The organism is Klebsiella sp. MBT K-1, from assembly GCF_002556465.1.
Lineage (GTDB): Bacteria > Pseudomonadota > Gammaproteobacteria > Enterobacterales > Enterobacteriaceae > Klebsiella > Klebsiella grimontii.
Map to the genome: position 1 here is coordinate 19,979 of NZ_PDEL01000004.1, position 26,624 is coordinate 46,602.

Here is a 26,624-nt window from a genome sequence, read left to right on the forward strand (position 1 = left end):
ATAACTATTTGCAATAACATTAACGCCGTTAATGATAGGCGTCGGTCGATTCCCCTCGACGTGGGCGTTTTTTGATGGCGATTCAACCAAGGATAAAAAATAAACATGTTTAAATATAATAAGATAACAGCTTTCTGGGCCGCGGGCGTGGCGGCATCTCTGTTTGGCGGGCTGGCGCTGGCGGCGGAGGAAACGATCGTCGTCACCGCCGGCAGCGGCGAGGATCCCACCGCGCCGCTGAAGGGAATCGTGGCGACAAAAACGCTGTCGGCAACAAAGACCGCCGCGGAGATCGTCAAAACGCCGCAGTCGGTATCGGTGGTCACCCGCGATCAAATGCGGGCGCTGGACGTCATCTCGGTTTCCCAGGCGCTGCGCTATAGCGCGGGCGTTTTTACCGAATACCGAGGTTCATCTAACCGCAACGACGAGGTATTCGTACGCGGCTTCAGCTACGTGCCCAAATTCCTTGATGGCCTGAGCTACGGCGCCACCGCCTCGTCGCAAACCGGCACGTTCGACCCGTGGCTGCTGGAGCGCGTCGAGCTGGTGCGCGGCCCGGCCTCGGTGCTGTTTGGTCAGGTCAACCCCGGCGGGCTGATTAGCATGACCAGCAAACGACCGACCAGCCAGCCGATTCATGAGGTGCAGTTCCGTACCGGTAATAACCACCTCGCCGAAGGCGCTTTCGACGTTGGCGGTACGCTGAGCGATGACGGCCACCTGCTCTATCGCCTGAACGGGATCGCCCGCACCCAGAATAACCAGATCGATGACTATAAAGAGACGCGGATGGCTATCGCTCCCGCCCTCACCTGGTATCCTAATGACGCCACGCGCTTTACCCTGTTAACCAGCTATCAGAAAGACCCGGACGCCGGCTACCGTAACTTCCTGCCGCGTTACGGTACCGTGGAAAGCGTCGACGGCAGCTATATTCCGCGCGATTTTAACGTCAGCGATCCCAGCTACAACCAGTCGTGGCGTGAACAAACGATGATTGGCTATGAATTTGAGCACCAGCTCAACGATACCTTGACTCTGCGCCAGAATGCCCGCTACGCCACCATCAAACAGAAGTATCGCTACCTGGTTTACTCCACCAGCGCCGCCAACAGCTCGGTACTCTCCCGCCGCGCCCAGCATGAACAGCGCCAGACCGATGAGTTTGGCATCGATAACCAGCTTGAAGCGCAGTTCGCCAGCGGTCAGGTGGCGCATACGGTGATTGGCGGTGTGGATTACAAAACCAGTAAGGATAAGCAGTATCTTGGTCGGGCCGGCGGCTCGCAGTACGATATCGACTGGCGCAGCCCGAGCTACGGGGTTAACGTCGATGAAAGCGCCTTCAGTCCCGCCACTAATGAACAGCAAAATCTCGACCAGACCGGGGTGTATGTTCAGGATCAGCTGAGCTGGCGGAACTGGGAACTGTTAGTTTCCGGGCGCTACGACTGGGCGGAAGTGCGCACCACCGATTTTACCGACGCCAGCGGCACCCAGCAGAATGATAATAAGTTCACCTGGCGCACCGGCCTGCTGTACGCCTTTGATTCCGGTCTTTCCCCCTATATCAGCTACAGCACCTCCTTCGAACCTAACCTGCAAACCAACCGCGCACCGGGCGTCGGACCATTCGATCCCAGCGAAGGCAAACAGGTTGAGGTGGGTCTGAAATACCAGCCTGACCCAAACGCGTTGATGACCCTCGCGCTGTACGATCTGACGCAGAGCAACGTCGCGACCTACAACAGCGCGGCCGGGTGGTTTGAAAACAGCGGTAAAGTGCGCTCGAAAGGCGTTGAAGCCGAAGCGCACGCGACGGTTTTCGATAACCTCAATCTGATCGCGTCTTACACCTACACCGACGCGGAAACCGTCAATACCACCGTCGTCGGTACCGAAGGGAAAACGCCGGCACGCATTCCGACCCATATGGCTTCGGCGTTCACCAGCTATACCCTGCCGGACGGCGCGTTAAAAAGCCTGACCGCGGGCGTTGGCGTACGCTATATCGGCACCAGCTACGGCGATGCGAAAAACACGTTTAAGGTACCGGCAGTGGATCTGTACGACGCCATGGTCAGCTATGAGTTAGGCGAGCTGAATTCGAGCCTGAAAGGGGCGAAAGTGCAGTTCAACGTCAACAACCTCGCCAATACCAAATACGTGGCCTCCTGCGCCAGCGATAGCGCCTGCTTCTACGGCATTGGTCGGACGGTGACGGCGACGGTGAACTACGCCTGGTAAGAAAAACGTCCGCCGGTCTTCCCCCGGCGGACGCTTTCAGTGCGCGCGGCTGTGGTTTTCTTTACGGTAGGCGCCCGGCGGCAGGTTAAACGTGCGGGTGAAGATACGGGTAAAGGTTTGCTGCGAGTCAAAACCGTATTTCAGGCAAATATCGTAGACCCGCTGATCGGTATCGCGCAGATCGCGCGCCGCCAGCAGCAGCTTACGCTCGCGGATATAGCGCCCCAGACTCTCCCCTTTGTACTGTAAAAACAGCCGTTGCAAATGCCACTTCGAGTAACCGGCGTGGCGCGCAATATCGTCGATACGTAGCGGTTGATGCAAATTATCATCAATCCACTCGACGATAGTATCAATGACCTGAGCGGAAATAGTCATATGTCCTCTCTCCTCCTGAACCACTCTCATCGTTAGCGCCACCAGGCGTTAAATGATTGCGTTTTATCAGCGACCCAAACCGGCTCACCCAACATTGGCGTCAGCAGTCGCCACGGTCGCCCTGTGCTGGCCTCCGCCAGCCTTATGTACGGATCGTCCCATGTGTGTTTTGCCAGCACGAAGCGCCCGGCATGGCCCGGCAACACCGCGCGTGCGCGCACATCGTCAGCGGCTTGCGCCGTCTCTTCCGGCATCATGTGGATGTACTTCCAGTCCTGGTCATACTGACCGTTTTCCATGATCGCCAAATCCACCGCGCCAAACTGTTCGCCGATGGCTTTAAAGTGCGGGCCGTAGCCGCTGTCGCCGCTGTAGTAAATTTTCTGCTGCGGGGTGACGAACATGAAGCTGGCCCACAGGGTCTGGTTGCGCTTGAGGCCGCGGCCGGAAAAGTGGCGCGCCGGCAGGACGTGCACCGTCAGCTCACCGCTCACCTGAACCGACTGATTCCAGTCCGCCTCGCTGATTATCGCGCTCTCCATTCCCCAGTAGCGCAGATGCGACCCGACGCCCAGCGGCGTCACCACCCGCTTGACCTTCGGCATCAGCGCTTTAATGGTGGCGTAATCGAGGTGGTCGTAATGATCGTGCGAGATAATCAGCAGGTCGATCTCCGGCATGCCCTCAGCGTGCCACGGGTAATCCCCGGCAAAGGCCTTATTAATAAACGAGAACGGCGCCGCATAGCGACTAAACACCGGGTCAATCAGGATGCGCTGGCCCGCCAGCTGCAGATACCACGAGGAGTGCCCCAGCCAGACCATCGCGTCCTGCCCTAACGGCAGGCTGGCCAGATCGGTGTTCACCAGCGGCAGCGGCTGGGCAGGTCTGGCGTTTTCCCGTTTGGCGACCAGAAATTCCCACCACGCGGCCAGCATATTTTTTTGCCCGGTAAACCCAGGCGTCGGAAGCTGATTGTGAAACTGGCCGTCGCGATAGTGCGGAGACTGCTCCACCAGGCTGAGCTGCGCGCCCTGCGGCGCCTGACCAAATCCGGCATTTAACACAAACGGCAAAGTTGTTGCTGACGCTAATAACATGATGGCGACCACGCTGAAAGTGACACGGTTCATATCCTGACCTGGCGAAATCCTCCTTCCTGGAGGTTTTAGTTATAAGGCTTGATTATGAGTGAGTAAGCACTCATTATTAGGAAGAAGCTGAAAGTCGTCAAGACGATTTTCAAATTTTGACAGACAGCGTTGCAGTGCCCATGTCAGGCATGCTTAGATCGTGGTTTTATCATGTGTGAGGTAAAGTGTAGTGGCTCGTCCTAAGAGTGAAGATAAAAAGCAAGCGTTACTGGAGGCCGCAACCGCCGCCTTTGCCCAATCGGGAATCGCCGCCTCAACCTCCGCCATCGCCCGCAGCGCCGGGGTTGCCGAGGGTACGCTGTTTCGCTACTTTGCCACCAAGGACGATCTGCTCAACGAGCTTTATCTGACCATAAAAGCGGATCTGGTTAAGACAATGATCGCCGGTCTCAACCCGAACGAGACCGAGTCGAAAGAGAACACGCGCAATATCTGGAACAGCTATATCGGCTGGGGCGTGCGTAATCCCATGGAGCATAAAGCGATTCGCCGGATGGCGCTGAGTGAAAGGATCACCGACGAAACCCGCAACCGCGTCAAAGAGATGTTTCCCGAGCTCAATGAACTCTGCCAGCGTTCAATCAAGCCCGTTTTTCAATCCGAAGAATACCGCACCTTTGGCGATGCGCTGTTTCTTTCGCTGGCCGAAACTACCATTGAATACGCCTGCCACGAGCCGGAGCGCGCCGTACGTTTTGTCGAGCTGGGCTTTGAAGCGATGTGGCAGGCGCTTGCCGAGGACAATCGCTGATGGACCACCGCTCGCTGCATGACCACGCGCATCGTATCGCGCTGGAGCTCCCCTTTACCGAGCACTGCTGGCCGTTTGGCCCGGAGTACGATGTGTTTAAAGTCGGCGGGCGGATTTTTATGCTGACCGCGACGGTTCGCGGCCGCGCGCTGGTTAACCTGAAGTGCGATCCGCAGAAATCACTGCTTCATCAGGCGATTTACCGCAGCATCGAGCCCGGCTATCACATGAACAAAAAGCACTGGATCACCGTGGTTCCCGGCGAAGATATCAGCGTAGATCTGCTGGCGGAGCTGATCGATGATTCGTGGAACCTGATCGTCGATAAACTCAGTAAAAAAGAGCAGCAGCGGCTGCGCCCGCGGTGATTTTCAGCGCTGCGCGATAAGTGTTATCGCATTTTTGCCCCTTATCTTTTTTCCGTCATCGCTGTACTCTTCCTTCACGAAACGCACCCGCAAGGGGTTGTAAACAGTGAGGAAGAGTATGGATATCGTATCGGTTGCCTTAAAGCGCTACTCCACAAAGGCATTTGACGCCAATAAAAAGCTGACTGCCGAGCAGGCGGAAAACCTGAAAACGCTGCTGCAGTACAGCCCGTCAAGCACCAACTCCCAGCCGTGGCACTTTATCGTTGCCAGCAGCGATGCAGGTAAAGCGCGCGTCGCCAAAGCGGCAAGCGGCACCTACGTGTTTAATGAACGTAAAATTCTCGATGCCTCCCACGTGGTGGTTTTCTGCGCCAAAACCGCAATGGATGACGCCTGGCTTGAGCGCGTGGTCGATCAGGAAGAGGCCGACGGCCGCTTTGCGAACGCCGAAGCCAAAGCCGCGAACCACAAAGGCCGTACCTTCTTTGCCGATATGCACCGCAAAGAGCTGCACGACGACGACCAGTGGATGGCGAAGCAGGTTTATCTCAACGTCGGCAACTTCCTGCTTGGCGTCGCGGCCATGGGTCTGGACGCCGTGCCGATTGAAGGCGTCGATTTCGCGATTCTCGATGCCGAATTCGACCTGAAAGCCCAGGGCTACACCAGCCTGGTGGTGGTGCCGGTCGGCCATCATAGCGTCGAAGACTTCAACGCCGCCCTGCCGAAGTCACGCCTGCCGCAGGCGACGACGATTACCGAGATTTAATTCTCTGCTTTTCTTTTACGTCAGGATAATCCCCGGATTGCCGCTGTCGCCTTATCCGGGCTACAAAATTACACACTGTGGGAACCCGTAGCCCGGGCAAGGCGCATCAAGCGCCGCCCCCGGGAATAGCCCGCAGTATTTTGCAGCGAGGATACCCCCACGTGCCAGATGCGCTCCGCATAGCGACCAATGGCCGCCAGGCGTTGAGCGTACGCTGAATAATGCGCTGCTCTTTTCGGACCACGTTCATAGGCATTCCCTGTCGTTAATGTTTATCCAGCCACGCCAGCGCCTGCTCGCCCGTTTCATCCATCGGCAAATAGACCAGCAGGCGCGAACCGTTGCGCGGGGCCGAGTACCAGTACATCTGCTGCAGGCTGAAGCGGCCGAGCTGCGGATGGTTAAAGTGTTTCACCTGATTTTCCACCCCGCGCACCTCATAGCGCTGATGCCAGAGGGACTCGAACTCCGCCGACGCGGCGAAAAAGCGCGCCAGCTTATTTTCCCACAGCGGATCGCCGCGGTGCTCCGCCATCGCCGCGCGGAAATAGGAGACAAACGTCGCCAGCACGTCGCGATTCTCGATGCGGCTGCGCCAGGTTTCATTGGTCAGGTACAGATAAATGCAGTTGCGATCTTCCTCCGGGATGGTGGCGAAATCGATACCCATCAGGCGGCAGAAGCTGTCGTTCCAGGCCACAATATCAAAGCCGGGATTCTGAATACTGGCGGGCTGCGGCATCAGGCTATCGAGCATCCGCCGGGTGCCGGGGCTGATGCCTTCGCATACCGTCACCTGAGTGGCCTCAGGCGGAGTCAGCCCGGCCAGCACAAACAGATGCCGGGTCTCAAGCGGGCTGCACTGCAGCGCATTCGCCACCCCTACCAGCACCGCCGCCGACGGATTGACCTCCCGCCCCTGCTCCAGCCAGGTGTACCAGGTGACGCCGACGTCCGCCAGCATCGCCACCTCTTCCCGCCGCAGGCCCGGCGTGCGCCGCCGGCCAACGCGGGGCAACCCCAGGCGCTGCGGGTCGAGGCTCTCGCGGCGGGCGCGCAGAAACGCCCCCAGCTGTTTGCGGCCGTCATCGGGCGCGGCGAGGGTCATTTCACGTTGCAGCATGGTCGTCATAAAACCTCCAGCATGGTAGTACCAATACCAGTATAAGCAGGAACTGGTACCCGTTTAATTTATCGGTGATGCTACGGCTATCCGCTGAATGACGCAATGGAGAGATCCGATGAATTCGTCTGCTGTTTCACCCGGCCGCGCCGGTTTATTCCTTCTGTTGACCGGCCAGATGCTGCCGCTGATCGATACCTCGATCGCCAACGTCGCGCTGGACTCCATTACCCAATCGCTTAACGCCAGCGCCACTCAGCTGGAGCTGATCGTCGCGCTGTACGGCGTCGCCTTTGCCGTCTGCCTGGCGATGGGCAGCAAGCTTGGCGACAACTATGGCCGCCGTCGCCTGTTTATGTGGGGCGTGGCGATGTTTGGCGTCGCCTCCCTGCTGTGCGGGATGGCGAACTCCATCAATACGCTGCTGGCGGCGCGCGTGGTGCAAGGGGCCGGTGCGGCGCTGATCGTGCCGCAAATCCTCGCCACCTTGCATGTCACCCTGAAAGGCACCGCCCACGCCCGGGCCATCAGCCTGTACGGCGGCATTGGCGGTATCGCCTTTATCGTCGGCCAGATGGGCGGCGGCTGGCTGGTGTCGGCGGATATCGCCGGTTTAGGCTGGCGCAACGCCTTCTTTATTAACGTGCCGATCTGCCTGCTGGTGCTGGCCTTCAGTCCGCGATACGTCCCGGAGACGCGGCGCGAAGCGCATTCGCGCATCGACTGGCAGGGCACCTTTAGCCTTGCGCTGATCCTCTGCTGCCTGCTGTTTCCGATGGCGCTGGGGCCGGAACTGCACTGGCCGTGGACGCTGCAGCTGATGCTGGCTGCGGTGCTGCCGCTGCTGATCTGGATGCGGGCCAGCGCGCTGGGCAAACAGCAGCGCGGCGAGCAGCCGCTTTTGCCGCCTCGCCTGTTGAAGCTCACCAGCATTCGCTTTGGCATGGCCATCGCCCTGCTCTTTTTCAGCGCCTGGTCCGCGTTCATGTTCTGCATGGCGCTGACCATGCAGGCCGGTCTGGGGATGGCGCCGTGGCAGTCCGGCAACAGCTTTATCGCCCTCGGCGTGGCCTACTTCATCTCCGCGCTGTACGCGCCGAAACTGATAGCCCGCTACAGCATGGGACGCATTTTGCTGACTGGTCTGGCGGTGCAGATTGTCGGCCTGCTGCTGCTGAGCGCGACCTTTTATCGCCTCGGTATCCACACCACCACCCTGGCGCTGGTCCCGTCCACGGCGCTTATCGGCTACGGGCAGGCCCTGATCGTCAATAGTTTTTACCGTATCGGGATGCGCGATATCAGCGCCTGCGACGCCGGAGCCGGGAGCGCGATTCTCAGCACTCTGCAACAGGCGACGCTGGGTCTGGGTCCGGCGATTCTCGGCTCGCTATTCTTAGCTCTTGCCCAGCGCAGCGGCGGCGACTATCCGCGGGCGCTGATCGATTTCCTCGCGGTGGAAGTGGTGATGATGCTGGTACTGGGCGCCATCGCGCTATGGCTACGCCACCACCTTAACGTCCGCCCGGCGGTCGCGACCTCATAATCACATCCGCGTAACCTGCAATTTGCATAATAGACATCCAGCGGTCATCATAACCGCTGGATGTAAAGGAGACGTTATGCAGGAATTAATATCGCACATCGCCGCATTAGGCATCAAAATTACCCCCACGACCTCACTCATTATTATCTTCGGCATTATTTTTCTGACGGCGATTGTCGTTCACCTTATTCTGCACAAAGTGGTGCTGCGTACCTTCGAAAAGCGGGCGCAGGCCAGCAGCCACCTGTGGTTGCAAATTATTACCCAGAACAAATTGTTTCATCGTCTGGCCTTCACCCTGCAGGGGATTATCGTCAACGTGCAGGCGGTGTTGTGGCTGCAAAAAGGCAGCGAGGCGGCGGAAATCCTCACCACCTGCGCCCAGCTGTGGGTGATGATCTACGCGATGCTGTCCTTCTTCTCGCTGCTGGACGTGGTGTTCAATTTATCGCAGAAATTCGCCACCGCCTCTCAGCTGCCGCTTAAAGGCATATTTCAGGGAATTAAGCTGGTCTGCGCGATTATTGTCGGCATTCTGGTCATCTCCTTACTGATTGGCCAGTCGCCGGCGATTCTGATTAGCGGCCTCGGCGCGATGGCCGCGGTACTGATGCTGGTGTTCAAAGACCCGATTCTCGGCCTGGTCGCTGGGATCCAGCTCTCCGCCAACGATATGCTCAAACTCGGCGACTGGCTGGAGATGCCGAAATATGGCGCCGACGGCGCGGTGATCGACATCGGGCTGACCACGGTGAAGGTGCGCAACTGGGATAACACCATCACCACCATTCCCACCTGGTCGTTGGTTTCCGACTCGTTTAAAAACTGGAGCGGTATGTCGGCCTCCGGCGGCCGCCGCATTAAGCGCAGCCTGAATATCGATACCACCAGCATTCATTTTCTCGATGAACAGGAGCAGCAGCGCTTAATTCAGGCCCGGCTGCTGAAGCCGTATATGGATTCGCGTCATCAGGAAATCAGCCTGTGGAACCAGCAGAACGCCGCCGATCAATCGATATTGAATCAGCGCAAGATGACCAATATCGGCACCTTCCGCGCGTATTTGCAGGAATATTTGCGTAATCATCCGCGCATCCGCAAAGATATGACGCTAATGGTTCGCCAGCTGGCACCGGACGCCAACGGTTTGCCGATTGAGATCTATTGCTTCACCAACACGGTAGTGTGGGCAGAGTATGAGAGCATCCAGGCGGATATTTTCGACCACGTATTTGCGGTGGTTGACGAATTCGGCTTGCGGATCCATCAGTCCCCCACCGGCAACGATATTCGTTCGCTGGCGGGCGCGTTTACTCAGTAATATCCTCAGGCACTGGCGCGGGAAATGACGCGCCAGTCCATCATCACCCGCTCAACCGCGGCGTCGGGATTATCGATCCTTTTCATTAATAACGTCACGGCGGTACGGCCAATTTCGCGTGAAGGCTGTTCCACGGTGGTCAACTGCGGCGATACCACTTCGGCGAGTTCGGTGCCATCAAAGCCGACCACCGCGATATCTTCCGGTACCCGCAGCCCGGCCTGCGCAATGGCCCGCAGCGCGCCCGCCGCCAGCGAATCGGAAACCGCAAACACCGCATCCGGCTTCTCTTCCTGAGCCAGCAGCGTCTCCATCGCCTTTGTACCGGCTGCGGCGCTTAAGTCGCTGGCGTAGATCACCTGCTGATAGTCCAGCTCGCGAACGTGCAGCACGCTTTTATAGCCGCGCTCGCGCAGACGGGAATAGCGGTAGCTGAGATCGTGGTTGATTAAAGCAATGCGTCTGCGCCCGCCGTCGACCAGCCGGGAAACGGCGCCCTGCGCCGCGTCGACGTCGTTGATGCCGACGCAGGAGATACTGCCGTTATCGGCGTATTCCGCGCACTGAACCCAGGGCGCGTCGCCGATCATGGTGGTCAGTTCCGGCAGGCTGGAGAGCGCGTTCATGGTGATGATGCCGTCGACCATTTTGCCGGAAAGCAGCTGCAGGCCCGAGGTGGAACGGGCTAAATCCGAACCGGAATTACACAGCAGAATCCGGTAGCCGTTCTTTTCCGCCTCTTCTTCAATACCCTTGACCACTTCGGCGCAAAAGGGGTTGGCGATATTCGAGACCATCACCAGAATCATATTGCTGCGGGCCGTTCGCAGCTGGCGGGCCAGCAAATTCGGCTGGTAGTTACTCTCTTTGATCGCCTGCAGCACACGTTCGCGATTCTTCGCTTTCACGGTATCGCTGTTATTCAATACCCGCGATACCGTCGCCACCGAGACGCCCGCCAGACGAGCGATTTTCTGAATTGACATAGAGGCTGCACTTCCCGCATAGACGTTATATTTCGCAGGCTATCATAAATGAGCGCCGCCAGCCTGGTAAAGAAACGAGGTCGACCAGTCAGTAGAATAACCAGCAGATTATTTAGAAAAACAATAAATTATCAGGCCACTCTTCCTTTACGCAAAAGAGCAAGCTTTTACGGAGTATATCGGCATAATATAAAAATACGCGCAAGATGCTCACAAGGCATTTCTGCTCGTGTTGAAAACCAATAATTATGGATGATGATATCAATGAAACTCAAAATAGCGCTTATCGCGCTCGGCTGTTCGCTCGCCGCCCTTTCCGGCTGTACCTCCTCAAAATCTTCACCGGAACGCCACGCTTACTACTTTATTTCACACCGCAGCGATTTCGTCGGCGGTAACTTCGCCACTAACCGTCAGGAAAACTACCGCTTAAATCTGCCGAACTTTACTGAAATCTATGCCCGCGGCCAGCAGGACAGAAAATCGGGGATGAGCGAAAGCGACGCCCGCCGTACTGCCGACGCCATCAGGCAGCAGGTGGCGCAGGGCACAAAAACCCAGCACGCGTTCAACGGTAACGCCAGCGATAAATGGGACAACGAGATGGAAAATAAAGACGCCGTGCTGTTTGGTAATGAACTGGCCGGGACCTATCTCGACGGCTATTTTGGCGTGAAATAACACAGCGGGTGCGCGAAATGCGCACCGCGCCTTCTGCTTATCTTTCCACCTGCACCCAGCGCTGCTGCTGATGGCTTTTCACTATCGCATCAACGATGTACATCACGTCCGCCCCCTCATAGAACGAGGCGAAACGCCGCGACGACGCCGGCGGCATCTCACCGGCGCGCACCGCCTGATAAAAGCTGAGCATCATATTTTTAAACGCATCGGGCCAGCCTTCGTTATGCCCGCCGGGGAAATGGGCGCTGGCGGCGGCCTCGCCGAGCATCAGGCTCGGATCGTCGCTCAGCAGCTGGTTTGGCTGCTGGCGATGACCTACCCACAGCCGCTGCGGCACCTCCTGCTCCCATGCCAGCGAACAGTTACTGCCGTTGATCTCTACCGTCAGGCCATTTTTTCTCCCGGCGCTGACCTGCGAAACGGTAAAACAGCCCTTACTGCCGTCATCAAAACGGAACAGTACCGACCCCAAATCTTCGGTGTCGACGGGCCGCGCCTCATACGCGCCATTATCGCGATGCTGGCTAAAGGTCGCATCCCCGGCGACGGGCGCCTTACGCGTCGGCCAGACGATAGAGAGATCCGCCATCACCTCGACAATGCGGCGACCGGTCATAAACTGCACCGTATCGCACCAGTGGGAGCCAATGTCGGCCACCGCCCGCGAGGCGCCGCCCTGCGCTGAATCAACCCGCCAGTTATAGTCGGTTTCCAGCAGCATCCAGTCCTGCAAATAGCTGCCATGCGCCGCAAACAGCCTCCCGACGTCGCCGTTGCGCACCATCGCCGCCGCCTGCTGCACCATGGCGAACTGGCGATAGACAAAGCTAACCCCGTGGACCACGCCGGCATCCTCCGCCAGCGCCACCAGCTCACGCGCTTCTTCCGCGGTCATGCAGAGCGGTTTTTCTGAAAAAACGTGCAGACCGGCGGAGAGGATCTGGCGGTTAATCCGCGCGTGCAGGTGGTTCGGCGTACAGTTATGCACCACCTGCAATCCGGGGTGGGCCAGCAGAGCCTCGACGCTGCCGTAGGCGTGCGCCACGTTGAGCTGACGCGCCTTCTGCTGCGCCATCTCGAGGCTACCGTCGCACAGCGCCACCACCTCGATATCCCCCACCCGGCGCAGCGCCTCCAGGTGCGCCGGCCCGATAAACCCGGAACCAATAATGCCGACCTGGATCATTCTCTCCCCTCCTTGCCCGCGGCGAAATCATCAAACGCCCGCCCGGAGACCGGGATGATATGGCGGCGGATAAACTCGCTGCCTTCGCGCGCGCCAACCTCCGCGTCCTTCAGGCAGCACTCCCACTCCAGCACCGCCCAGCCGTCAAAATCATACTCGGTGAGCTTGCTGAAAATCGTTTTGAAATCGATCTGCCCGTCGCCCAGCGAACGAAAGCGCCCCGCCCGCTGCGGCCAGTTCTGATAGCCGCCGTAGACCCCGCTGCGCCCGTCGCGGCGGAATTCGGCGTCTTTGACGTGAAACGCTTTGATTCGCGCGTGGTAGATATCGATAAAGGCCAGGTAATCCATCTGCTGAAGATGAAGGTGGCTGGGATCATAGAGTATGTTGCAGCGCGGGTGGTTATCGAGGCGCTGCAGAAAACGCTCAAAGGTGACGCCATCATGCAGATCTTCGCCGGGATGGATTTCGTAGCAGAGATCCACGCCCTGTTCGTCGAAAACGTCCAGCAGCGGCCGCCAGCGCCGGGCCAGCTCATCAAAGGCCTCATCGAGAAGCGGCTGATTATGCGGCGGCCACGGATAAAAATAAGGCCACGCCAGCGCCCCGGAAAAGGTGGCATGCGCTTTCAGCCCCAGACGCGCAGAGGCCACCGCCGCCTGGCGCACTTTCTCTACCGCCCACTGCTGGCGCGCCTGCGGGTTACCGCGCAGCGCGGCGGGCGCAAAGGCGTCAAAGGCCGTATCATAAGCCGGGTGAACGGCCACCAGCTGACCCTCAAGATGGGTGGACAGCTCGCCGATCGCCAGGCCATGCTCCGCCAGCTTGCCGCTCACCTCATCGCAGTAGGTCTGGCTGGCGGCGGAGCGTTCAACATCGAAAATCGCCGGATGGTTGCAGGGGATCTGTAATGCCTGATAGCCCAAACCGGCAGCCCACTGCGCCAGGCCCTCCAGGGTATTAAACGGCGCCTGCGAACCGATAAACTGCGCCAGAAAAATGCCCGGCCCCTTGATTGTTTTCATACCACCTCCTGAAAAATTAACGCGACTCTTTCTCGTTGTACTGGAAAGAGAAAAGGAAAATCAGGGCGATGACCGCTGCGGCCACCGCCGGGATCCACCAGAAGGCGACCCACGCCTGCGGTACGCTCTGGCCTGCCACCAGGTGGTTATACAGCGCGCCGGAAATCTGCGATCCCAACAGCATGCCGATACCGTAGGTGAACATCACAATCATGCTCTGCGCCTGGCCCTTCACCTTTTCACCGGCCACGCGATCGGTATAGATAAAGCCGACAACAAAGAAAAAGTCGTAGCAGACGCCGTGCAGCAGGATGCCGAGATAAAGCAGGAACCGTCCCTCTTCGCTGACGCCCAGCGCAAAGAAGGCATAGCGTACAAACCACGCCGCCATGCCGATCAGCAGCATGTATTTCACCCCGAGACGGCGGAACAGCAGCGGGATCACCAGCATAAAGAAGATTTCTGACATCTGACCGAAAGACATTGCGGTGCTGACGTCCGCGATACCGGCATCCGCAAGATAAGACGCGGTGTAGGCGTAGTAGGTCCCCAGCGGAATCGAAATCAGCGTCGCGCAGAGGGAGAAAATCAGGAAGTGACGCGTTTTCAGCAGCGCGAAGGCGTCGGCGCACAGCAGGTCGCGAAACTGAACCGGGGTCCCTTTCGCCGGGGCCGGCGTGTGCGGCAGCGTCAGGCTATAAACGGCCAGCGCCACCGAACAGAGCGCCGCAACAGAGAAAATTCCTGTGGTATCGGAAATCCCCGTCACGCCGATAAAGATACCGGCGATGATCCAGCCGATGGTGCCGAAGACGCGCACCACCGGGAAGGTTTTATCGACGTTCGCCAGGCTATGGAAAGCGATGTTATTGGTCAGCGCCAGCGTCGGCATATAGCACAGGGTATAGCCGAACAGCAGGCCAATCAGCAGCGCGCCGTTTTGCGCCACCAGCGCCTGCGGGACAAACCATAGAATCACCGCGCCGGCCAGATGCATCACCGCCATCACCTTCTGCGAAGCGAAAAAACGATCGACCAGCATGCCCAGCACAAACGGCGAGAGAATAGACGCAATCGGCCCGGCGGAGAAAGCATCGCCGATCAGCAGCGACATCTCATAGCGGGTCATCACCAGCCCCAGCGTCACCGACCAGCTACCCCAGATAAAGAACTGCATAAACATCATTAACGACAGCCGCGGCACCAGAAAACGGTGGGCTACGCGGGGACTTTCACGACCTTCGGTTGTTGTGACCATTTCGACCGCCCTCAAAAAAGTAATCGATTACAAATACGCTCAAATAAAAAGTAATCGATTACAAAAAGAAGATCGCGAGCAAAATACGCTAAGCGCGAAGAAGATCACAATAAAAGTGGAAGATACCCCGCCGGACGGCGGGGCGATCGCGCGCTACGCCGTCCGGCGCAGGGTTTTAAAGGCCGCAAACAGGAACAGGATCCACACCGGCAGCAGAATCGCCGACAGACGCATCCCGTCGATGGTGCACATCAGCACCAGGATCAGCGCCAGAAAGGCGATACAGATATAGTTACTGGCGGGCGACAGCAGAGCTTTAAACTTCGGCTCGCGCCCCTTGCGCCGTTGGGCGGCGCGGAATTTCAGGTGCGCCAGGCAGATCATGATCCAGTTCAGCAGCAGCGTCGCCACCACCAGCGCCATCAGCAGGCCGAGGGCTTTCTGCGGCAGCAGATAGTTAAGCACCACCACCAGGGAGGTAATAATCCCGGAAAGCAGCAGGGAGTTGACCGGCACGCCGCGCTTGCTGACGCGGGCGAGAAACTTCGGCGCGTTGCCCTGCACCGACAGTCCAAACAGCATCCGGCTGTTGGAGTACACGCCGCTGTTATAAACCGACAATGAAGCCACCAGAATCACAAAGTTCAGCGCAGAAGCCACCACGTTGCTGTCAAGATTATGGAAGATCATCACGAACGGGCTGCTATCGGATTGGATTTCCACCCACGGATAGAGCGCCAGCAGAACCACCAGCGAACCGATATAAAACAGCAGAATACGGTATACCACCTGGTTAACCGCTTTCGGGATGCTCTTTTCCGGGTTCTGCGCTTCTGCGGCAGTAATGCCAATAAGCTCCAGTCCGCCGAAGGAGAACATAATGACCGCCAGCGACATAATCAGGCCGTGCCAGCCGGTGGCGAAGAAACCGCCGTGTTTCCACAGGTTATCGATTCCCGCTTTACTGCCGCCGTGGCCGCCGAACAGCATCCACAGGCCAAAGCCAATCATGCCGATAATCGCCAGCACCTTAATCAGCGCGAACCAGAACTCCGCTTCGCCGTAAAGGCGAACGTTTACGAGGTTCACGGCGTTGATAATGAGGAAGAAAGCGGCGGCCCAGATCCACGTCGGCACGTCCGGCAGCCAGTACTGCATATAGATGCCGGCGGCGGTCAGCTCCGCCATCCCCACCAGCACGAACATTACCCAGTAGTTCCAGCCGGAAAGAAAACCGGCAAACGGGCCCCAGTATTTATAGGCAAAGTGGGCAAAGGAGCCAGAAACCGGCTCTTCAACGACCATTTCGCCAAGCTGGCGCATGATCAAAAAGGCGACGATGCCGGCGACGGCATAGCCGAGCAGGACCGCCGGTCCCGCCATTTGAATCGCTGGCCCGATGCCGAGAAACAGGCCGGTACCGATGGCGCCGCCAAGGGCGATAAGTTGGATATGTCGGTTCTGTAAACCGCGGTGCAGCGTCGGGCCGCTTTCCTCTACGGTCTCCGACGACGTTGACGCGTCTTTCACGTCGATCCCCTGTGTATTTATATGAAGGGGCACCTTTTAACACTTATACTCGCCATACTTCAAGCGGCAGATGCGCAGGCTTCATACGTTCATTGATTTATCACAAGGGACGATCGGCCCTGCCCGCCTCTGCATTTTGGCTCAGAACGCGTAACCTACCGATACCTTGAACGTCCGCGGTTCGCCGCGGAACAGATAGGTTCCGCTGTCATCCGCGCCGGACCAGTAGTTCTCATCCGTTACGTTATCGACACCCGCGCGTACCGTCATCTGGTTTTGATTCTCGTTAAGCGCCAGTCGATAGCGCACGCCGAGATCGAGGGTGGTATAGCTATCAATCTTCTTGCTGTTCGCCTGATCGGCATACTGCGAACCCGAGTGGTTGAGGCGCGCGGTGGCGGTCAGACCGTCGATGGGCTTGATGTCATACTCTGCGCCAAGCACCGTGTAGAACCCCGGCACGCCGATCGCTTTCTTACCATCGTTCACACCCTTCGCGGTTTTCGACAGTTCGGCATCCAGCCAGGTAGCGCTGGCGTTAAGGCGCAGGCCATACAGCGGTTCGCCGAAGATATTAAATTCGACGCCGCGGTTACGCTGCTCGCCGTTAAGCCCGTAATAGCCGTTGCTGTCGAGGACCGCTGACGGCATTTTAATTTCAAACAGCGACAGCGAGCCGCCAATTGTGCCGAAATCGGCCTTCACCCCGACTTCGTTCTGTTTTGAGTGAATGATCCCAACGCTTTCACCATAGTTTTTAGCGGAGGTTGGCGCATTGCTGCCCGGCTGTAGCGCTTCGGTATGGTTGGCGTATAAAGAAATCACTTTCCACGGCTTATAAACCACGCCGTAAGTGGGCATCCAGCGGCTGTCATCAAATGCGTCATCGGTTTGCAGGCCGGTGGTTTTGTTGTAATTGCGCACCACTACCTTTTGATGGCGCGCGCCAGCGGTAAACAGCAGCGTATCGTCGAGCACGCCAAGGGTGTCGCTTAGCAGCCAGCCCTGGGAACGGGTGCGGCCGCTGGTCAGCGGATCGTCATAGTCGCCGCCGAATGAAGCGTTGGCCGGAGGCGCGACCTGCCGGGTATCGTAGATGTTCACCAGCGGATTATCCGCCGCCTTCGACATCCGCCATGCGGTTTTGTCGTTTTGAGTTTTCGCCGAATAGCCGACGTTGACCCTGTGCGATACAAAACCGGTGGCGAACTCGCCGCGAAGGCCCGCCATGCCGCTGGCGGTATCAATATAGCGGTTGGTATCGAGGCGCCCCGCCGTGGCGTTGCCCGCCCGGTCAATCAGCTTCGAGGCGCTATACAGGCCAATCTCATGGGCATGCTGCGCCCCTAACGAGGCGTAGGCGGTCCATTTATCAATAATGTCGTATTCCATTCTCAGCATACCGAACTCATTTTCGATATCGCTGTAAGCCCATTTTTGCGTGTAGTTATGGGTGTTATCCGGCAGACGCGGGATAAAATCCACGGCCGAAATATTGATCCCCATCGGGCCGCCGTGGAAGGTTTTCTTCTGATAGCCAAAGTCAAAAGAGCTGCGTAAGCGCTCACCGCGATAATCGAGGCCAATCGAAGCCAGAGTGGTTCTGCGCTTGTCATTGTCGACCGCCGCCTCGCCTTCGCGATGCACCAGGTTCACCCGCGCGCCGAACTGGTTATCGTCGCCAAAGCGACGGCCTAAATCCAGCGAGCCGCCGACCTGCGAATCCGAGGTATAGTCGACGCCAACGTTGGCGGTGGGGATATCTTCCGCGCGCTTAGGTTCGAGGTTAATCATCCCGCCGACGCCGGAGCTGGCGGCGCCGTTGAGCAGGGCGTTGGCGCCTTTAAAAATTTCGACCCGCTCAAGCATGGCGGTATCCACCACCTGACGCGGCACCACCCCGGCCAGCCCGCTCAGGGTCATATCGTCGCCGTCAAACTTGAGGCCGCGAATGCGGTAGGTCTCGGCATAGTTACCGTAGCCCTGCACCGGCTGAACCCCGGCATCGTTGCTCACCACATCGGTGATGGTTTTCGCCTGCTGGTCCTGAATCAGCTTCGAGGTATAACCGATGATGCTAAACGGAACGTCCATGGCGTTTTGCTCGCCGAGCATCCCGAGACGCCCGCCGTTCGCCACCTGTCCGTCGAGATAGGCAGGCACCACCAGATCGCCGCCGGCTTTAAAATCGCTGGCGGGCGTTGCCTGGACGACCATGGTTTCTTCGCTTTTCTTGCTTTCCGCCGCCGCGGCTGAATGGGTGATTGCGCCGATGGTTAACGCCAGCAGCGTTTTGCGTAGCGGGAAAACAGAAGAGTGATAGGTACGCATAATGAGTCCCATAGGTAAGAAAAAATAAAAAAAGATTAATTATTAATAAAATCAATAAATTAACATTTACTTCGCCGCCGATGTTCTCTTTTCGATCTTGCGCGAGCGAGCCCTATCCCGCTTTCGCAGTTTCCCCGTGAGCATCCGCTGAGGCAGGCAATCACCGAAAACATAAAAACAAAATAAGAATGAGAACTATACGCATTATCTTAACGTAATCAAGAAGGGCTTTTAGCGCATGAAAAAACGTTTCATTTTTCGCTGAAAAGTATTCAGAGCCGGGGAAGTGACTAAAAGAGAAAAGAAAAGGAATACAAAACGCTGATGGAAAAGCGCCGGAACCTGACAGGCTCCGGCATACAGTATTACGCGCTGGCGCTGTCCAGACGCGCTAGTTGGTCGGCGCTCAGGGTCAGCGCGGCGGCGCGGGCGAAGCTCTCCACCTGAGCGATGCTGGTGGCGCTGGCGATAGGCGCCGTTACGCCTTCGCGGCTCATCAGCCAGGCCAGCGCGACTTCGGCGGGTTTGGCGTCGTTTTGCTCCGCCACCTCAACCAGCGTATCGACAATGCGCAGCCCGCGCGGATTGAGATATTTGCCAATGCCGCCCCCGCGCTGGCTTTGCGCCAGATCGGACTGCTGGCGGTATTTGCCGGTCAGGAAGCCGGACGCCAGGCTGTAGTAGGTCACCACGCCGATATCGCGGCTGATGCACAGGTCGCCGAGCGCGCCCTCAAAAGCCGAGCGATGATAAAGATTGTATTCCGGCTGCAGCACCTGCCAGGCCGGCAGACCGCTTTTGCGCGACACTTCCAGCGCGCTCGAAAGCTGGCCGGCGTCAAGGTTGGAGGCGCCCATAGCGCGGATTTTCCCCGCCTGCTGCAGGGCGTGAAACGCCTCGAGGGTTTCCGCAACCGGCGTTTCCGGGTCCGGCCAGTGGGCAAAATAGAGGTCGATATAATCGGTGTTCAGGCGCCGGAGTGAATCCTCAACCGCCTGCTGGATCCACGCTTTTTTCAACCCTTTATGCCCGGGAAGGCCTAAATCGGCCCCCACTTTGGTGAAGATCTTCACCTTATCGCGCATGCCGGGCCGCGCCTGTAGCCAGCGACCGATAATGGTTTCAGACTCGCCGCCCTGATTACCCTCCGCCCAGCGAGAGTAAACATCCGCCGTGTCGATAGCATCAAAGCCGTGGTCTATAAACGCATCAAGAATGGCAAAACTGGTTTTTTCATCGATGGTCCAGCCAAAAACGTTGCCGCCAAACACCAGCGGGGCGATGGAAAATCCGGTTTTGCCCAAGGTACGTGTGATCATGCCGTTCACTCCTTATCGCTTATATTCAGTATCCTTCGGAACGCCGTGAGGGCCAGGAAAGGACAATTACGGGATAGTAAGAAAAGGAAGCTTGAAGCGGGCTAGCCGTGCCCGCTGAATGCATAACAACATTATGTCCCGGAATAGACGTCAAAGCTAAAATATTTCCCGGCTAACTTTTTATAAGTGCCGTCGGCGAGAATGCGGGCAATCGCGCCGTTAATCTCCTGGCGCAGGGCATCGTCCTCTTTGCGCAGGCCAATCGCCGCGCCGGCGCCGAACAGCTTGTCGTCCTTCAGATGGCCGCCAACGAAGGCAAAATCTTTACCCTGCGGCTGCTGCAGGAAGCTGTAGTCGGCCATCATCCCGGACAGCACCGCGCCATCAATACGCCCGGACTCCAGATCCTGAACCACGCGATCCGCCCCCTGATAGGCGACGATATTGATCCCCGCCGTGCGCCAGTGCTGGTTGACGTAAGTCTCCTGCGCCGAGCCCTGTTCCACGCCGATGGTTTTGCCCTTCAGCTGTTCGACGGTATTCCCGGCCAGGGTATTTTTACGCGCCACGAGGAACACCGGACCGTTGTAGAGCTTGTCGCTAAAGCCGATCTGCTCTTTGCGCTTCTCGGTCATATACATGCCGGAGAGGATCGCGTCGAACTTACGCGCCTTCAGCGCCGGGATAATGCCGTCGAAGTTGCTTTCCACCCACACGCACTTGGCCTGCAGCTGGGCGCAAATCGCGTTGCCGAGATCAATATCAAAACCCGCCAGCTTACCCTGCGGATCTTTCCATTCAAACGGCGCAAAGGTGGGATCGACGCCAAAGCGAATTTCCTTATTTTCTGCGGCCAGGGCTGAAGTTGAGGCCATCAGCGCGACCCACAGCAGAAGAGATTTTTTCATTATTTACGGACTCCAGAGATCAACGGCAGTGTGTTTCAACTAACCGGACGAACAGCGTCGCGCCGGTAGAAATAATGTCATCATTAAAGTCATAGCCGGGGTTGTGCACCATACAGCCGCCCTTCCCGCCTTTCTCCCCATTACCCAGCAGGAAGTAGCAGCCGGGGCGTTTCTGGAGCATAAAAGCGAAATCTTCGCTGGCGTTCATCGGCGAAATGGATTCCAGCACGCCCTCCTCGCCAAATACCTCCAGCGCCAGCGCTTTGGCGAACTCGGTCTCCTCGTCGCTGTTGGTCAGCACCGGATAGGAGTCAAAAACCTCAACCTCGCTGCTGGCGCCGTAGCTTTTGGCGGTAAAATCAGCGAGCGCCTTGATCCGCTTAATTAGCAGGTCGCGAATTTCCGGCTTCATCGCCCGCACGCTCAGCTCCATCACCACGTTCTCGGGGATGACGTTGGAGGCGATACCCGCCTGGAAAGTGCCGACGCTGACCACCGCGGTTTCGCCCGGCGGTACGTTACGGGCAACGATACTTTGCAGATTCATCACCAGCGCCGCGCCGGTCACAATGGGGTCGACGGTGCGCTCGGGGTGCGCGCCGTGGCCGCCGTAACCGGTAATGGTGATTTTGACCGTATCCGCCGAGGCCATAAAATTACCGGCGTAAAAGCCGAGTTTCCCCACCGGCAGGCCCGGCATATTGTGCAGGCCGAAGATGCGCTCGCAGGGGAAACGTTCAAACAGGCCGTCTTTAATCATTAAATCCGCGCCGCCGATAGCTTCTTCCGCGGGCTGGAATATCAGGTGTACCGTGCCGTTGAACTGGCAGGCCGGCGAGGCGATATATTTCGCCGCCGCCAGCAGAATGGTGGTATGGCCATCGTGGCCGCAGGCGTGCATTTTCCCGGCAACGGTGCTGGCCCACGGGAGATCGGTCGCTTCGAAAATCGGCAGCGCGTCCATGTCGGCGCGCAGGCCGATTGTGCGCGGAGAATCGCCTTTGCTTAAGGTTCCGACCACCCCGGTTTTCGCCAGCCCGCGGGTCACCGTATAGCCCCACTCGGTCAGTTTTCCGGCCACCAGCTCGCTGGTATTAAACTCTTCCAGGCTTAATTCCGGATGGGCATGTAAATAATGACGGATCGCAATCATTTCATCTTCGGTGGCTTTAATTTCAGGAATTACACAGTCGGTCATGCCGGTCTCCGGGAATAGAATCAGATGCAAAGCTTTAATAACTTAACGTGCTAAGGGTTTATTGCAAGCAGGATTTCTTATTCCGCAGGCAGTTTTCATCTGATTTATTCATAGTGATTTAACGGCGAAGCGGACGTCTTTTACTCTCGCCTGAACCAGGGCGCTTCTTGCATTCTCTGCTTTTTATTAACCATGAAGCACAATAACAATTTATAAAGTCTAAATACGCAGATAAAACATCAAAGAAGAGGCGCAAGGATGATATTTTCAACTTTGCGCTTTTTAAGTGAGAACAAGGGCGGGTGGGCATTGCCCGATAGCGCTACGCTGACCGGACTACCGTCCCTCAGACGCGGGGAAATCGGTAGCCCGGACAGGCGCGCAGCACCGCCTCCGGGGGAAGCGGTAGCGAGGTTAAGGCAGAAAAAGGTTAGTGACTCAGCGCGCCGTTAATCAGGATCGACGTAATAATCCCGGTCGCGGCGGCAATTAGCACATAGTTGCCATCAATATAGGACCAGTGCTGCCCGCGCGGCGGTGCCGGTAATCCGCGATCGTTCCAGTCGTTTATCCGGTAATCATTGCCGCGAAAACGTTCCGGCGCCGGATGACCTTTGCGGAAATCATGCCCGTTCCACGCAAAGTGGTCCTGCTCATGACGCGCCTGATGAGGGTTACCCTGCGGCCCCTTGTCACCATGCGCCGGGCCACGGTTATCGCCGTTGCCCTGATGGTTGTTAGCCTGCGGCCCCTGCTGACGGTTACCGTTCGGGCCGCCGCGCCCGGCGTCTTGCTGCCAGACCTGCTGCTGACCGTGGTTGTTGCCGCCAGGGCCATCCGCCCAGGAGACAGAAGTTAAAGCACAAGATAAAATAATCGCCAGTGAAAGAATCTTTTTCATAATACACCTCCTGATATATTTCCTTTGTACCAGGAGAATGTGGAGGAATAGTGAGTAACAATATAACCAGGACAATTCCTGGCATATCCGCTTAGTCTTCCAGGGCGCATTTTTATTGCCTGCGCTCATTTAACCCAGCCACAGGGTTTACTATGCCCCCGGGTATACCGCAAGCCGGCTCGATATCCATTGCGGATAATTATCCCGAGGCTGAACCATGGACGCTAAATAACAAAAAAGGCCGCTTTCGCGACCTTTTTTAGCAAAGAGTCAGTAATTACTCAGTGACTTTAGTTTTTAGCTCTTCGGCACCCTGCTTGGTTTTATCCCAGCCTTCTTTGCTGACCTCTTTGGTCTTATTCCAGCCTTTTTCGGTGCCTTCTTTAGTTGCGTTCCAGCCCTTCTCAGTCCCTTCTTTGGTCTTATTCCAGGTTTTCTGCGCGCCTTCGCTGACTTCGCTGCCTACGCTGTCGCTTTTGCCTTCCGCCGCGTGTTTAGCTTTGAGCTGCTGCTCTTCACCCTGGTGCTGGGCCTCGTGCAGTTTTTCCTTCGCGGTGTTCGCCCCTTCATGGGCCGCCGCGACGGTATCGTCGGTTGCGTGTGTCGTTGTTGCAGCAAAAACAGGAGCTGCTACCAGAATCGCAGATAACGCAATCATTGCTTTTTTCATAATATCCTCTCTCGCTAACGAACTTAATGTTATGAGTCGCATTTAGCATGGCACAAGATTTTGCCGTCTGGCTTTAGGGATTGTTCTTAAAACTGATTTCAGACTTTTCTATCGACTTTTGGTCTGCCGCCCCCCCCTTTGCACCTGTCCGGGCTGCCGCTTTTTACCGCTATAGAGTCCGCAGCCATTAGAAGTCTCTCCCGCTCAGCCGAACGGCCGCTCTTTTGCCAACCGGCTCACGTTTTTATACCCTGGTTCGCACTTTTCCGCCGCTGACGTTCCCCTGATCCTGTCGCTATGCTTTAATAAGCTAAACCGGTTTAACTAAGTTTAGCTATGGAGATTTTTCAGCATGATTGCAAAAGTTTGGGTTCTGGGAGATGCGGTAGTTGACCTGCTGCCGGAGAGCGAAGGCCGTCTGTTGCGCTGCCCCGGCGGCGCGCCGGCCAACGTGGCGGTAGGTATCGCCCGTCTTGGCGGCATCAGCGGGTTTATCGGGCGCGTCGGCGACGATCCGTTTGGCCGCTTTATGCGCCACACCCTGCAGCAGGAGCTGGTCGACGTCAGCCATATGCGCCTCGACGGCGAGCACCGAACCTCCACCGTCGTGGTCGACCTTGACGATCAGGGCGAACGCACCTTTACCTTTATGGTGCGCCCAAGCGCGGATCTGTTCCTGGCGAAAGAAGACCTGCCGCAGTTTGCCGCCAACCAGTGGCTGCACGTCTGCTCTATCGCGCTCAGCGCCGAACCCAGCCGCAGCACCACCTTCGCGGCTATGGAGAAAATCAAGCTGGCCGGCGGCCGGGTCAGCTTTGACCCCAATATCCGCCCGGACCTCTGGCAGGATCAGGAGCTGCTGCACGCCTGCCTCGATCGCGCCCTGCGCATGGCCAACGTGGTGAAGCTGTCGGAAGAGGAACTGGTATTCATCAGCGGAAGTGATGATTTAGCGCAAGGCATCGCCAGCATCACCGCGCGCTACCAGCCTGAATTGCTGCTGGTCACCCAGGGCAAAGCGGGCGTGCTTGCCGCCTTCCAGCAGCAGTTTACCCATTTCAGCGCCAAGCCTGTGGTCAGCGTGGACACCACCGGCGCGGGTGACGCTTTTGTCGCCGGACTGCTCGCAAGCCTTGCCGCCAAAGGGATGCCGACAGATATCGAAGGGCTGGAACCCACCCTGACGCTAGCGCAAACCTGCGGCGCTCTGGCGACAACGGCGAAAGGCGCGATGACCGCTCTGCCATACCAGCGCGATCTTAATCGCCAGTTTTGATTCTTCAGGCCGTCGTGCGCGGCCCACTTTGTTGCATCCATCACATTTATTAAACCGGTTTAGCAAAATCCATTTCCAAATGTTAAGGGTCATGCTTAACATAGCGCCTAAACCGGTTTAGCAAAAAACAACATTTCCAAATTTTACTTTCGGGATGCAACCAGCATGTATAAAAAAAGCACACTCGCGGTCCTTATCGCTTTGCTAACCGGTGCCGCCTCAGCCCACGCGCAAACGGACCTCAGCACCATCGAAGCCCGCCTGGTCGCGCTGGAAAAACGCCTGCAGGAGGCGGAAAACAGAGCGCAAACCGCGGAAAACCGCGCCGAGTCAGCGGAGAAAAAAGTCCAGCAGCTGACCACCCAGCAGCAAAAAAATCAGGACACGACGCAGGAAGTGGTTCAACGTACCGCCAAGCTTGAGAAAAAAGCCGATGAGAAAAGCGGCTTTGAGTTTCACGGCTACGCCCGCTCCGGCGTGATAATGAATGATTCCGCCGCCAGCACCAAATCCGGCGCCTATATGACGCCAGCGGGGGAAACCGGCGGGGCTATCGGCCGTCTGGGAAACCAGGCCGATACCTATGTTGAAATGAACCTTGAACATAAGCAGACCCTGGATAATGGCGCGACGACCCGCTTCAAAGTGATGGTCGCCGACGGCCAAACCAATTATAACGACTGGACGGCGAGCACCAGTGATTTGAACGTTCGCCAGGCTTTCGTCGAACTGGGCAACCTGCCTGCCTTTGAAGGGCCGTTTAAAGGCTCCACCCTGTGGGCCGGGAAACGCTTTGACCGCGACAACTTTGATATTCACTGGATTGACTCTGACGTTGTGTTCCTCGCCGGTACCGGCGGCGGTATTTACGACGTCAGGTGGAACGATAGCATTCGCAGTAACTTCTCTCTTTACGGACGCAACTTCGGCGATATTGCTGACTCGAGCAATAGCGTGCAGAACTATATCGTCAGCATGAACAACTTCATCGGTCCGGTGCAGGTGATGGTCAGCGGGATGCGGGCAAAAGACAACGATGAACGTCAGGATACCAACGGCAATCCGGTCAAAGGCGATGCGGCAAATACCGGGACGCATGCGCTGCTCGGGTTGCATAACGACACTTTTTACGGCCTGCGTGAAGGCACCAGCAAAACCGCCCTGCTCTACGGTCACGGCCTGGGCGCTGAAGTTAAAGGCATCGGCTCTGACGGCGCGCTACGCTCGGGCGCCAACACCTGGCGCTTCGCCAGCTACGGCACCACGCCGCTCAGCAAAAACTGGTTTATCGCCCCGGCTATCCTGGCGCAAAGCAGTAAAGACCGTTATGCCGAGGGCGACAGCTATCAGTGGGCAACGCTCAACATGCGTCTGATCCAGGAGATCAACCAGAACTTCGCCCTCGCTTACGAAGGCAGCTACCAGTATATGGATCTTAAACCTGAAGGTTATAACGATCGCCATGCGGTGAACGGTAGCTTCTACAAGCTCACCTTCGCCCCGACCTTTAAGGTCGGCAGCATCGGTGATTTCTTCAGCCGTCCTGAAATCCGCCTTTACACCTCATGGATGGACTGGAGCAAAAAACTGAATAATTACGCCAGCGACGACGCGCTGGGCAGCAGTGGTTTTAAATCGGGCGGCGAATGGTCGTTCGGTATGCAGATGGAAACCTGGTTCTGACGGGTA

Annotated in this window: 23 protein-coding genes; 9 read left to right on the forward strand and 14 right to left on the reverse strand. The window is 57.3% G+C overall.

The genetic code is table 11. The features are described from left to right. The first annotated feature begins 105 nt into the window (after positions 1–105). Positions 106–2,250 carry a TonB-dependent siderophore receptor gene (locus tag CMQ96_RS06635; protein ID WP_098066309.1) on the forward strand — a complete coding sequence of 715 codons (2,145 nt, stop codon included), beginning with the start codon at positions 106–108 and terminating at the stop codon, positions 2,248–2,250. 36 nt (positions 2,251–2,286) lie between these two features. Here the strand turns inward: CMQ96_RS06635 and CMQ96_RS06640 are convergent, their stop codons facing one another. After that, positions 2,287–2,628, reverse strand: coding sequence for a RamA family antibiotic efflux transcriptional regulator (locus CMQ96_RS06640; RefSeq protein ID WP_004130221.1), 342 nt, complete (start codon positions 2,626–2,628; stop codon positions 2,287–2,289). Positions 2,629–2,660: 32 nt separating this feature from the next. Continuing rightward, entirely contained in the window at positions 2,661–3,761 is a 1,101-nt protein-coding gene (locus CMQ96_RS06645; protein WP_049103412.1) for an MBL fold metallo-hydrolase, read from the reverse strand. Between the two features lie 190 nt (positions 3,762–3,951). On the opposite strand from CMQ96_RS06645, the gene CMQ96_RS06650 reads away from it, so the two are divergent. From CMQ96_RS06650 to nfsB, 3 genes are all read left to right on the forward strand, one after another. Beyond that, positions 3,952–4,533 carry a TetR/AcrR family transcriptional regulator gene (locus CMQ96_RS06650; RefSeq protein ID WP_004135355.1) on the forward strand — a complete coding sequence of 194 codons (582 nt, stop codon included), beginning with the start codon at positions 3,952–3,954 and terminating at the stop codon, positions 4,531–4,533. Further along, entirely contained in the window at positions 4,533–4,901 is a 369-nt protein-coding gene (locus tag CMQ96_RS06655) for an MmcQ/YjbR family DNA-binding protein (RefSeq protein ID WP_004135353.1), read from the forward strand. The genes CMQ96_RS06650 and CMQ96_RS06655 overlap by 1 nt, the downstream gene beginning before the upstream one ends. A gap of 118 nt (positions 4,902–5,019) precedes the next feature. Further along, positions 5,020–5,673: an oxygen-insensitive NAD(P)H nitroreductase gene (gene nfsB, locus CMQ96_RS06660; RefSeq protein ID WP_098066312.1), complete on the forward strand. Its 654-nt coding sequence runs from the start codon at positions 5,020–5,022 to the stop codon at positions 5,671–5,673. 265 nt (positions 5,674–5,938) lie between these two features. Here nfsB and CMQ96_RS06665 read toward each other — a convergent pair whose 3' ends face one another. Further along, positions 5,939–6,805 carry a helix-turn-helix transcriptional regulator gene (locus tag CMQ96_RS06665; protein WP_098066315.1) on the reverse strand — a complete coding sequence of 289 codons (867 nt, stop codon included), beginning with the start codon at positions 6,803–6,805 and terminating at the stop codon, positions 5,939–5,941. A 109-nt stretch (positions 6,806–6,914) separates the two neighbouring features. On the opposite strand from CMQ96_RS06665, the gene CMQ96_RS06670 reads away from it, so the two are divergent. After that, positions 6,915–8,342, forward strand: coding sequence for an MFS transporter (locus tag CMQ96_RS06670; RefSeq protein ID WP_024358875.1), 1,428 nt, complete (start codon positions 6,915–6,917; stop codon positions 8,340–8,342). A gap of 76 nt (positions 8,343–8,418) precedes the next feature. Beyond that, complete coding sequence (locus CMQ96_RS06675; protein ID WP_024358876.1) at positions 8,419–9,663, forward strand: mechanosensitive ion channel family protein; 1,245 nt, start codon at positions 8,419–8,421, stop codon at positions 9,661–9,663. Positions 9,664–9,668: 5 nt separating this feature from the next. Here CMQ96_RS06675 and CMQ96_RS06680 read toward each other — a convergent pair whose 3' ends face one another. Further along, positions 9,669–10,649 carry a LacI family DNA-binding transcriptional regulator gene (locus CMQ96_RS06680; RefSeq protein ID WP_024358877.1) on the reverse strand — a complete coding sequence of 327 codons (981 nt, stop codon included), beginning with the start codon at positions 10,647–10,649 and terminating at the stop codon, positions 9,669–9,671. Between the two features lie 264 nt (positions 10,650–10,913). Between CMQ96_RS06680 and CMQ96_RS06685 the strand changes: the two genes are divergently transcribed. Beyond that, positions 10,914–11,330 carry an Exc2 family lipoprotein gene (locus tag CMQ96_RS06685; protein WP_004135319.1) on the forward strand — a complete coding sequence of 139 codons (417 nt, stop codon included), beginning with the start codon at positions 10,914–10,916 and terminating at the stop codon, positions 11,328–11,330. A 37-nt stretch (positions 11,331–11,367) separates the two neighbouring features. On the opposite strand, the gene CMQ96_RS06690 is transcribed toward CMQ96_RS06685, so the two are convergent. The 10 genes from CMQ96_RS06690 to CMQ96_RS06735 form a co-directional block, all read right to left on the reverse strand. Further along, positions 11,368–12,519 carry a Gfo/Idh/MocA family protein gene (locus CMQ96_RS06690; RefSeq protein WP_024358886.1) on the reverse strand — a complete coding sequence of 384 codons (1,152 nt, stop codon included), beginning with the start codon at positions 12,517–12,519 and terminating at the stop codon, positions 11,368–11,370. Continuing rightward, on the reverse strand, positions 12,516–13,544 hold the full coding sequence (locus CMQ96_RS06695; RefSeq protein WP_098066318.1) for a sugar phosphate isomerase/epimerase: 1,029 nt from the start codon (positions 13,542–13,544) through the stop codon (positions 12,516–12,518). Before CMQ96_RS06695 ends, CMQ96_RS06690 begins: the two co-directional genes overlap by 4 nt. 16 nt (positions 13,545–13,560) lie before the next feature. After that, complete coding sequence (locus CMQ96_RS06700; RefSeq protein WP_004135314.1) at positions 13,561–14,802, reverse strand: MFS transporter; 1,242 nt, start codon at positions 14,800–14,802, stop codon at positions 13,561–13,563. Positions 14,803–14,955: 153 nt separating this feature from the next. Then, on the reverse strand, positions 14,956–16,332 hold the full coding sequence (pheP, locus tag CMQ96_RS06705; RefSeq protein ID WP_024358888.1) for a phenylalanine transporter: 1,377 nt from the start codon (positions 16,330–16,332) through the stop codon (positions 14,956–14,958). Between the two features lie 141 nt (positions 16,333–16,473). Beyond that, positions 16,474–18,663 (reverse strand): TonB-dependent siderophore receptor, encoded by a 2,190-nt coding sequence (locus CMQ96_RS06710; RefSeq protein ID WP_098066323.1) that lies wholly within the window; start codon positions 18,661–18,663, stop codon positions 16,474–16,476. A gap of 365 nt (positions 18,664–19,028) precedes the next feature. Continuing rightward, positions 19,029–19,982 carry an aldo/keto reductase gene (locus CMQ96_RS06715; RefSeq protein ID WP_098066326.1) on the reverse strand — a complete coding sequence of 318 codons (954 nt, stop codon included), beginning with the start codon at positions 19,980–19,982 and terminating at the stop codon, positions 19,029–19,031. A gap of 131 nt (positions 19,983–20,113) precedes the next feature. After that, positions 20,114–20,890, reverse strand: coding sequence for an ABC transporter substrate-binding protein (locus tag CMQ96_RS06720; RefSeq protein WP_024358891.1), 777 nt, complete (start codon positions 20,888–20,890; stop codon positions 20,114–20,116). A gap of 19 nt (positions 20,891–20,909) precedes the next feature. Further along, entirely contained in the window at positions 20,910–22,088 is a 1,179-nt protein-coding gene (locus CMQ96_RS06725; protein WP_024358892.1) for a M20 aminoacylase family protein, read from the reverse strand. 430 nt (positions 22,089–22,518) lie between these two features. Continuing rightward, positions 22,519–22,989, reverse strand: a complete 471-nt coding sequence (locus CMQ96_RS06730) for an RcnB family protein (RefSeq protein ID WP_004135302.1) — start codon at positions 22,987–22,989, stop codon at positions 22,519–22,521. A 277-nt stretch (positions 22,990–23,266) separates the two neighbouring features. Beyond that, entirely contained in the window at positions 23,267–23,659 is a 393-nt protein-coding gene (locus tag CMQ96_RS06735; RefSeq protein ID WP_004130158.1) for a hypothetical protein, read from the reverse strand. Between the two features lie 352 nt (positions 23,660–24,011). Here CMQ96_RS06735 and CMQ96_RS06740 point away from each other — a divergent pair, with 352 nt between their 5' ends. Continuing rightward, positions 24,012–24,935 (forward strand): aminoimidazole riboside kinase, encoded by a 924-nt coding sequence (locus CMQ96_RS06740; protein ID WP_024358893.1) that lies wholly within the window; start codon positions 24,012–24,014, stop codon positions 24,933–24,935. A gap of 165 nt (positions 24,936–25,100) precedes the next feature. Then, a complete protein-coding gene (locus CMQ96_RS06745; RefSeq protein WP_024358894.1) occupies positions 25,101–26,618 on the forward strand; it encodes a carbohydrate porin in 1,518 nt (505 codons plus the stop codon). Positions 26,619–26,624: the final 6 nt, after the last annotated feature.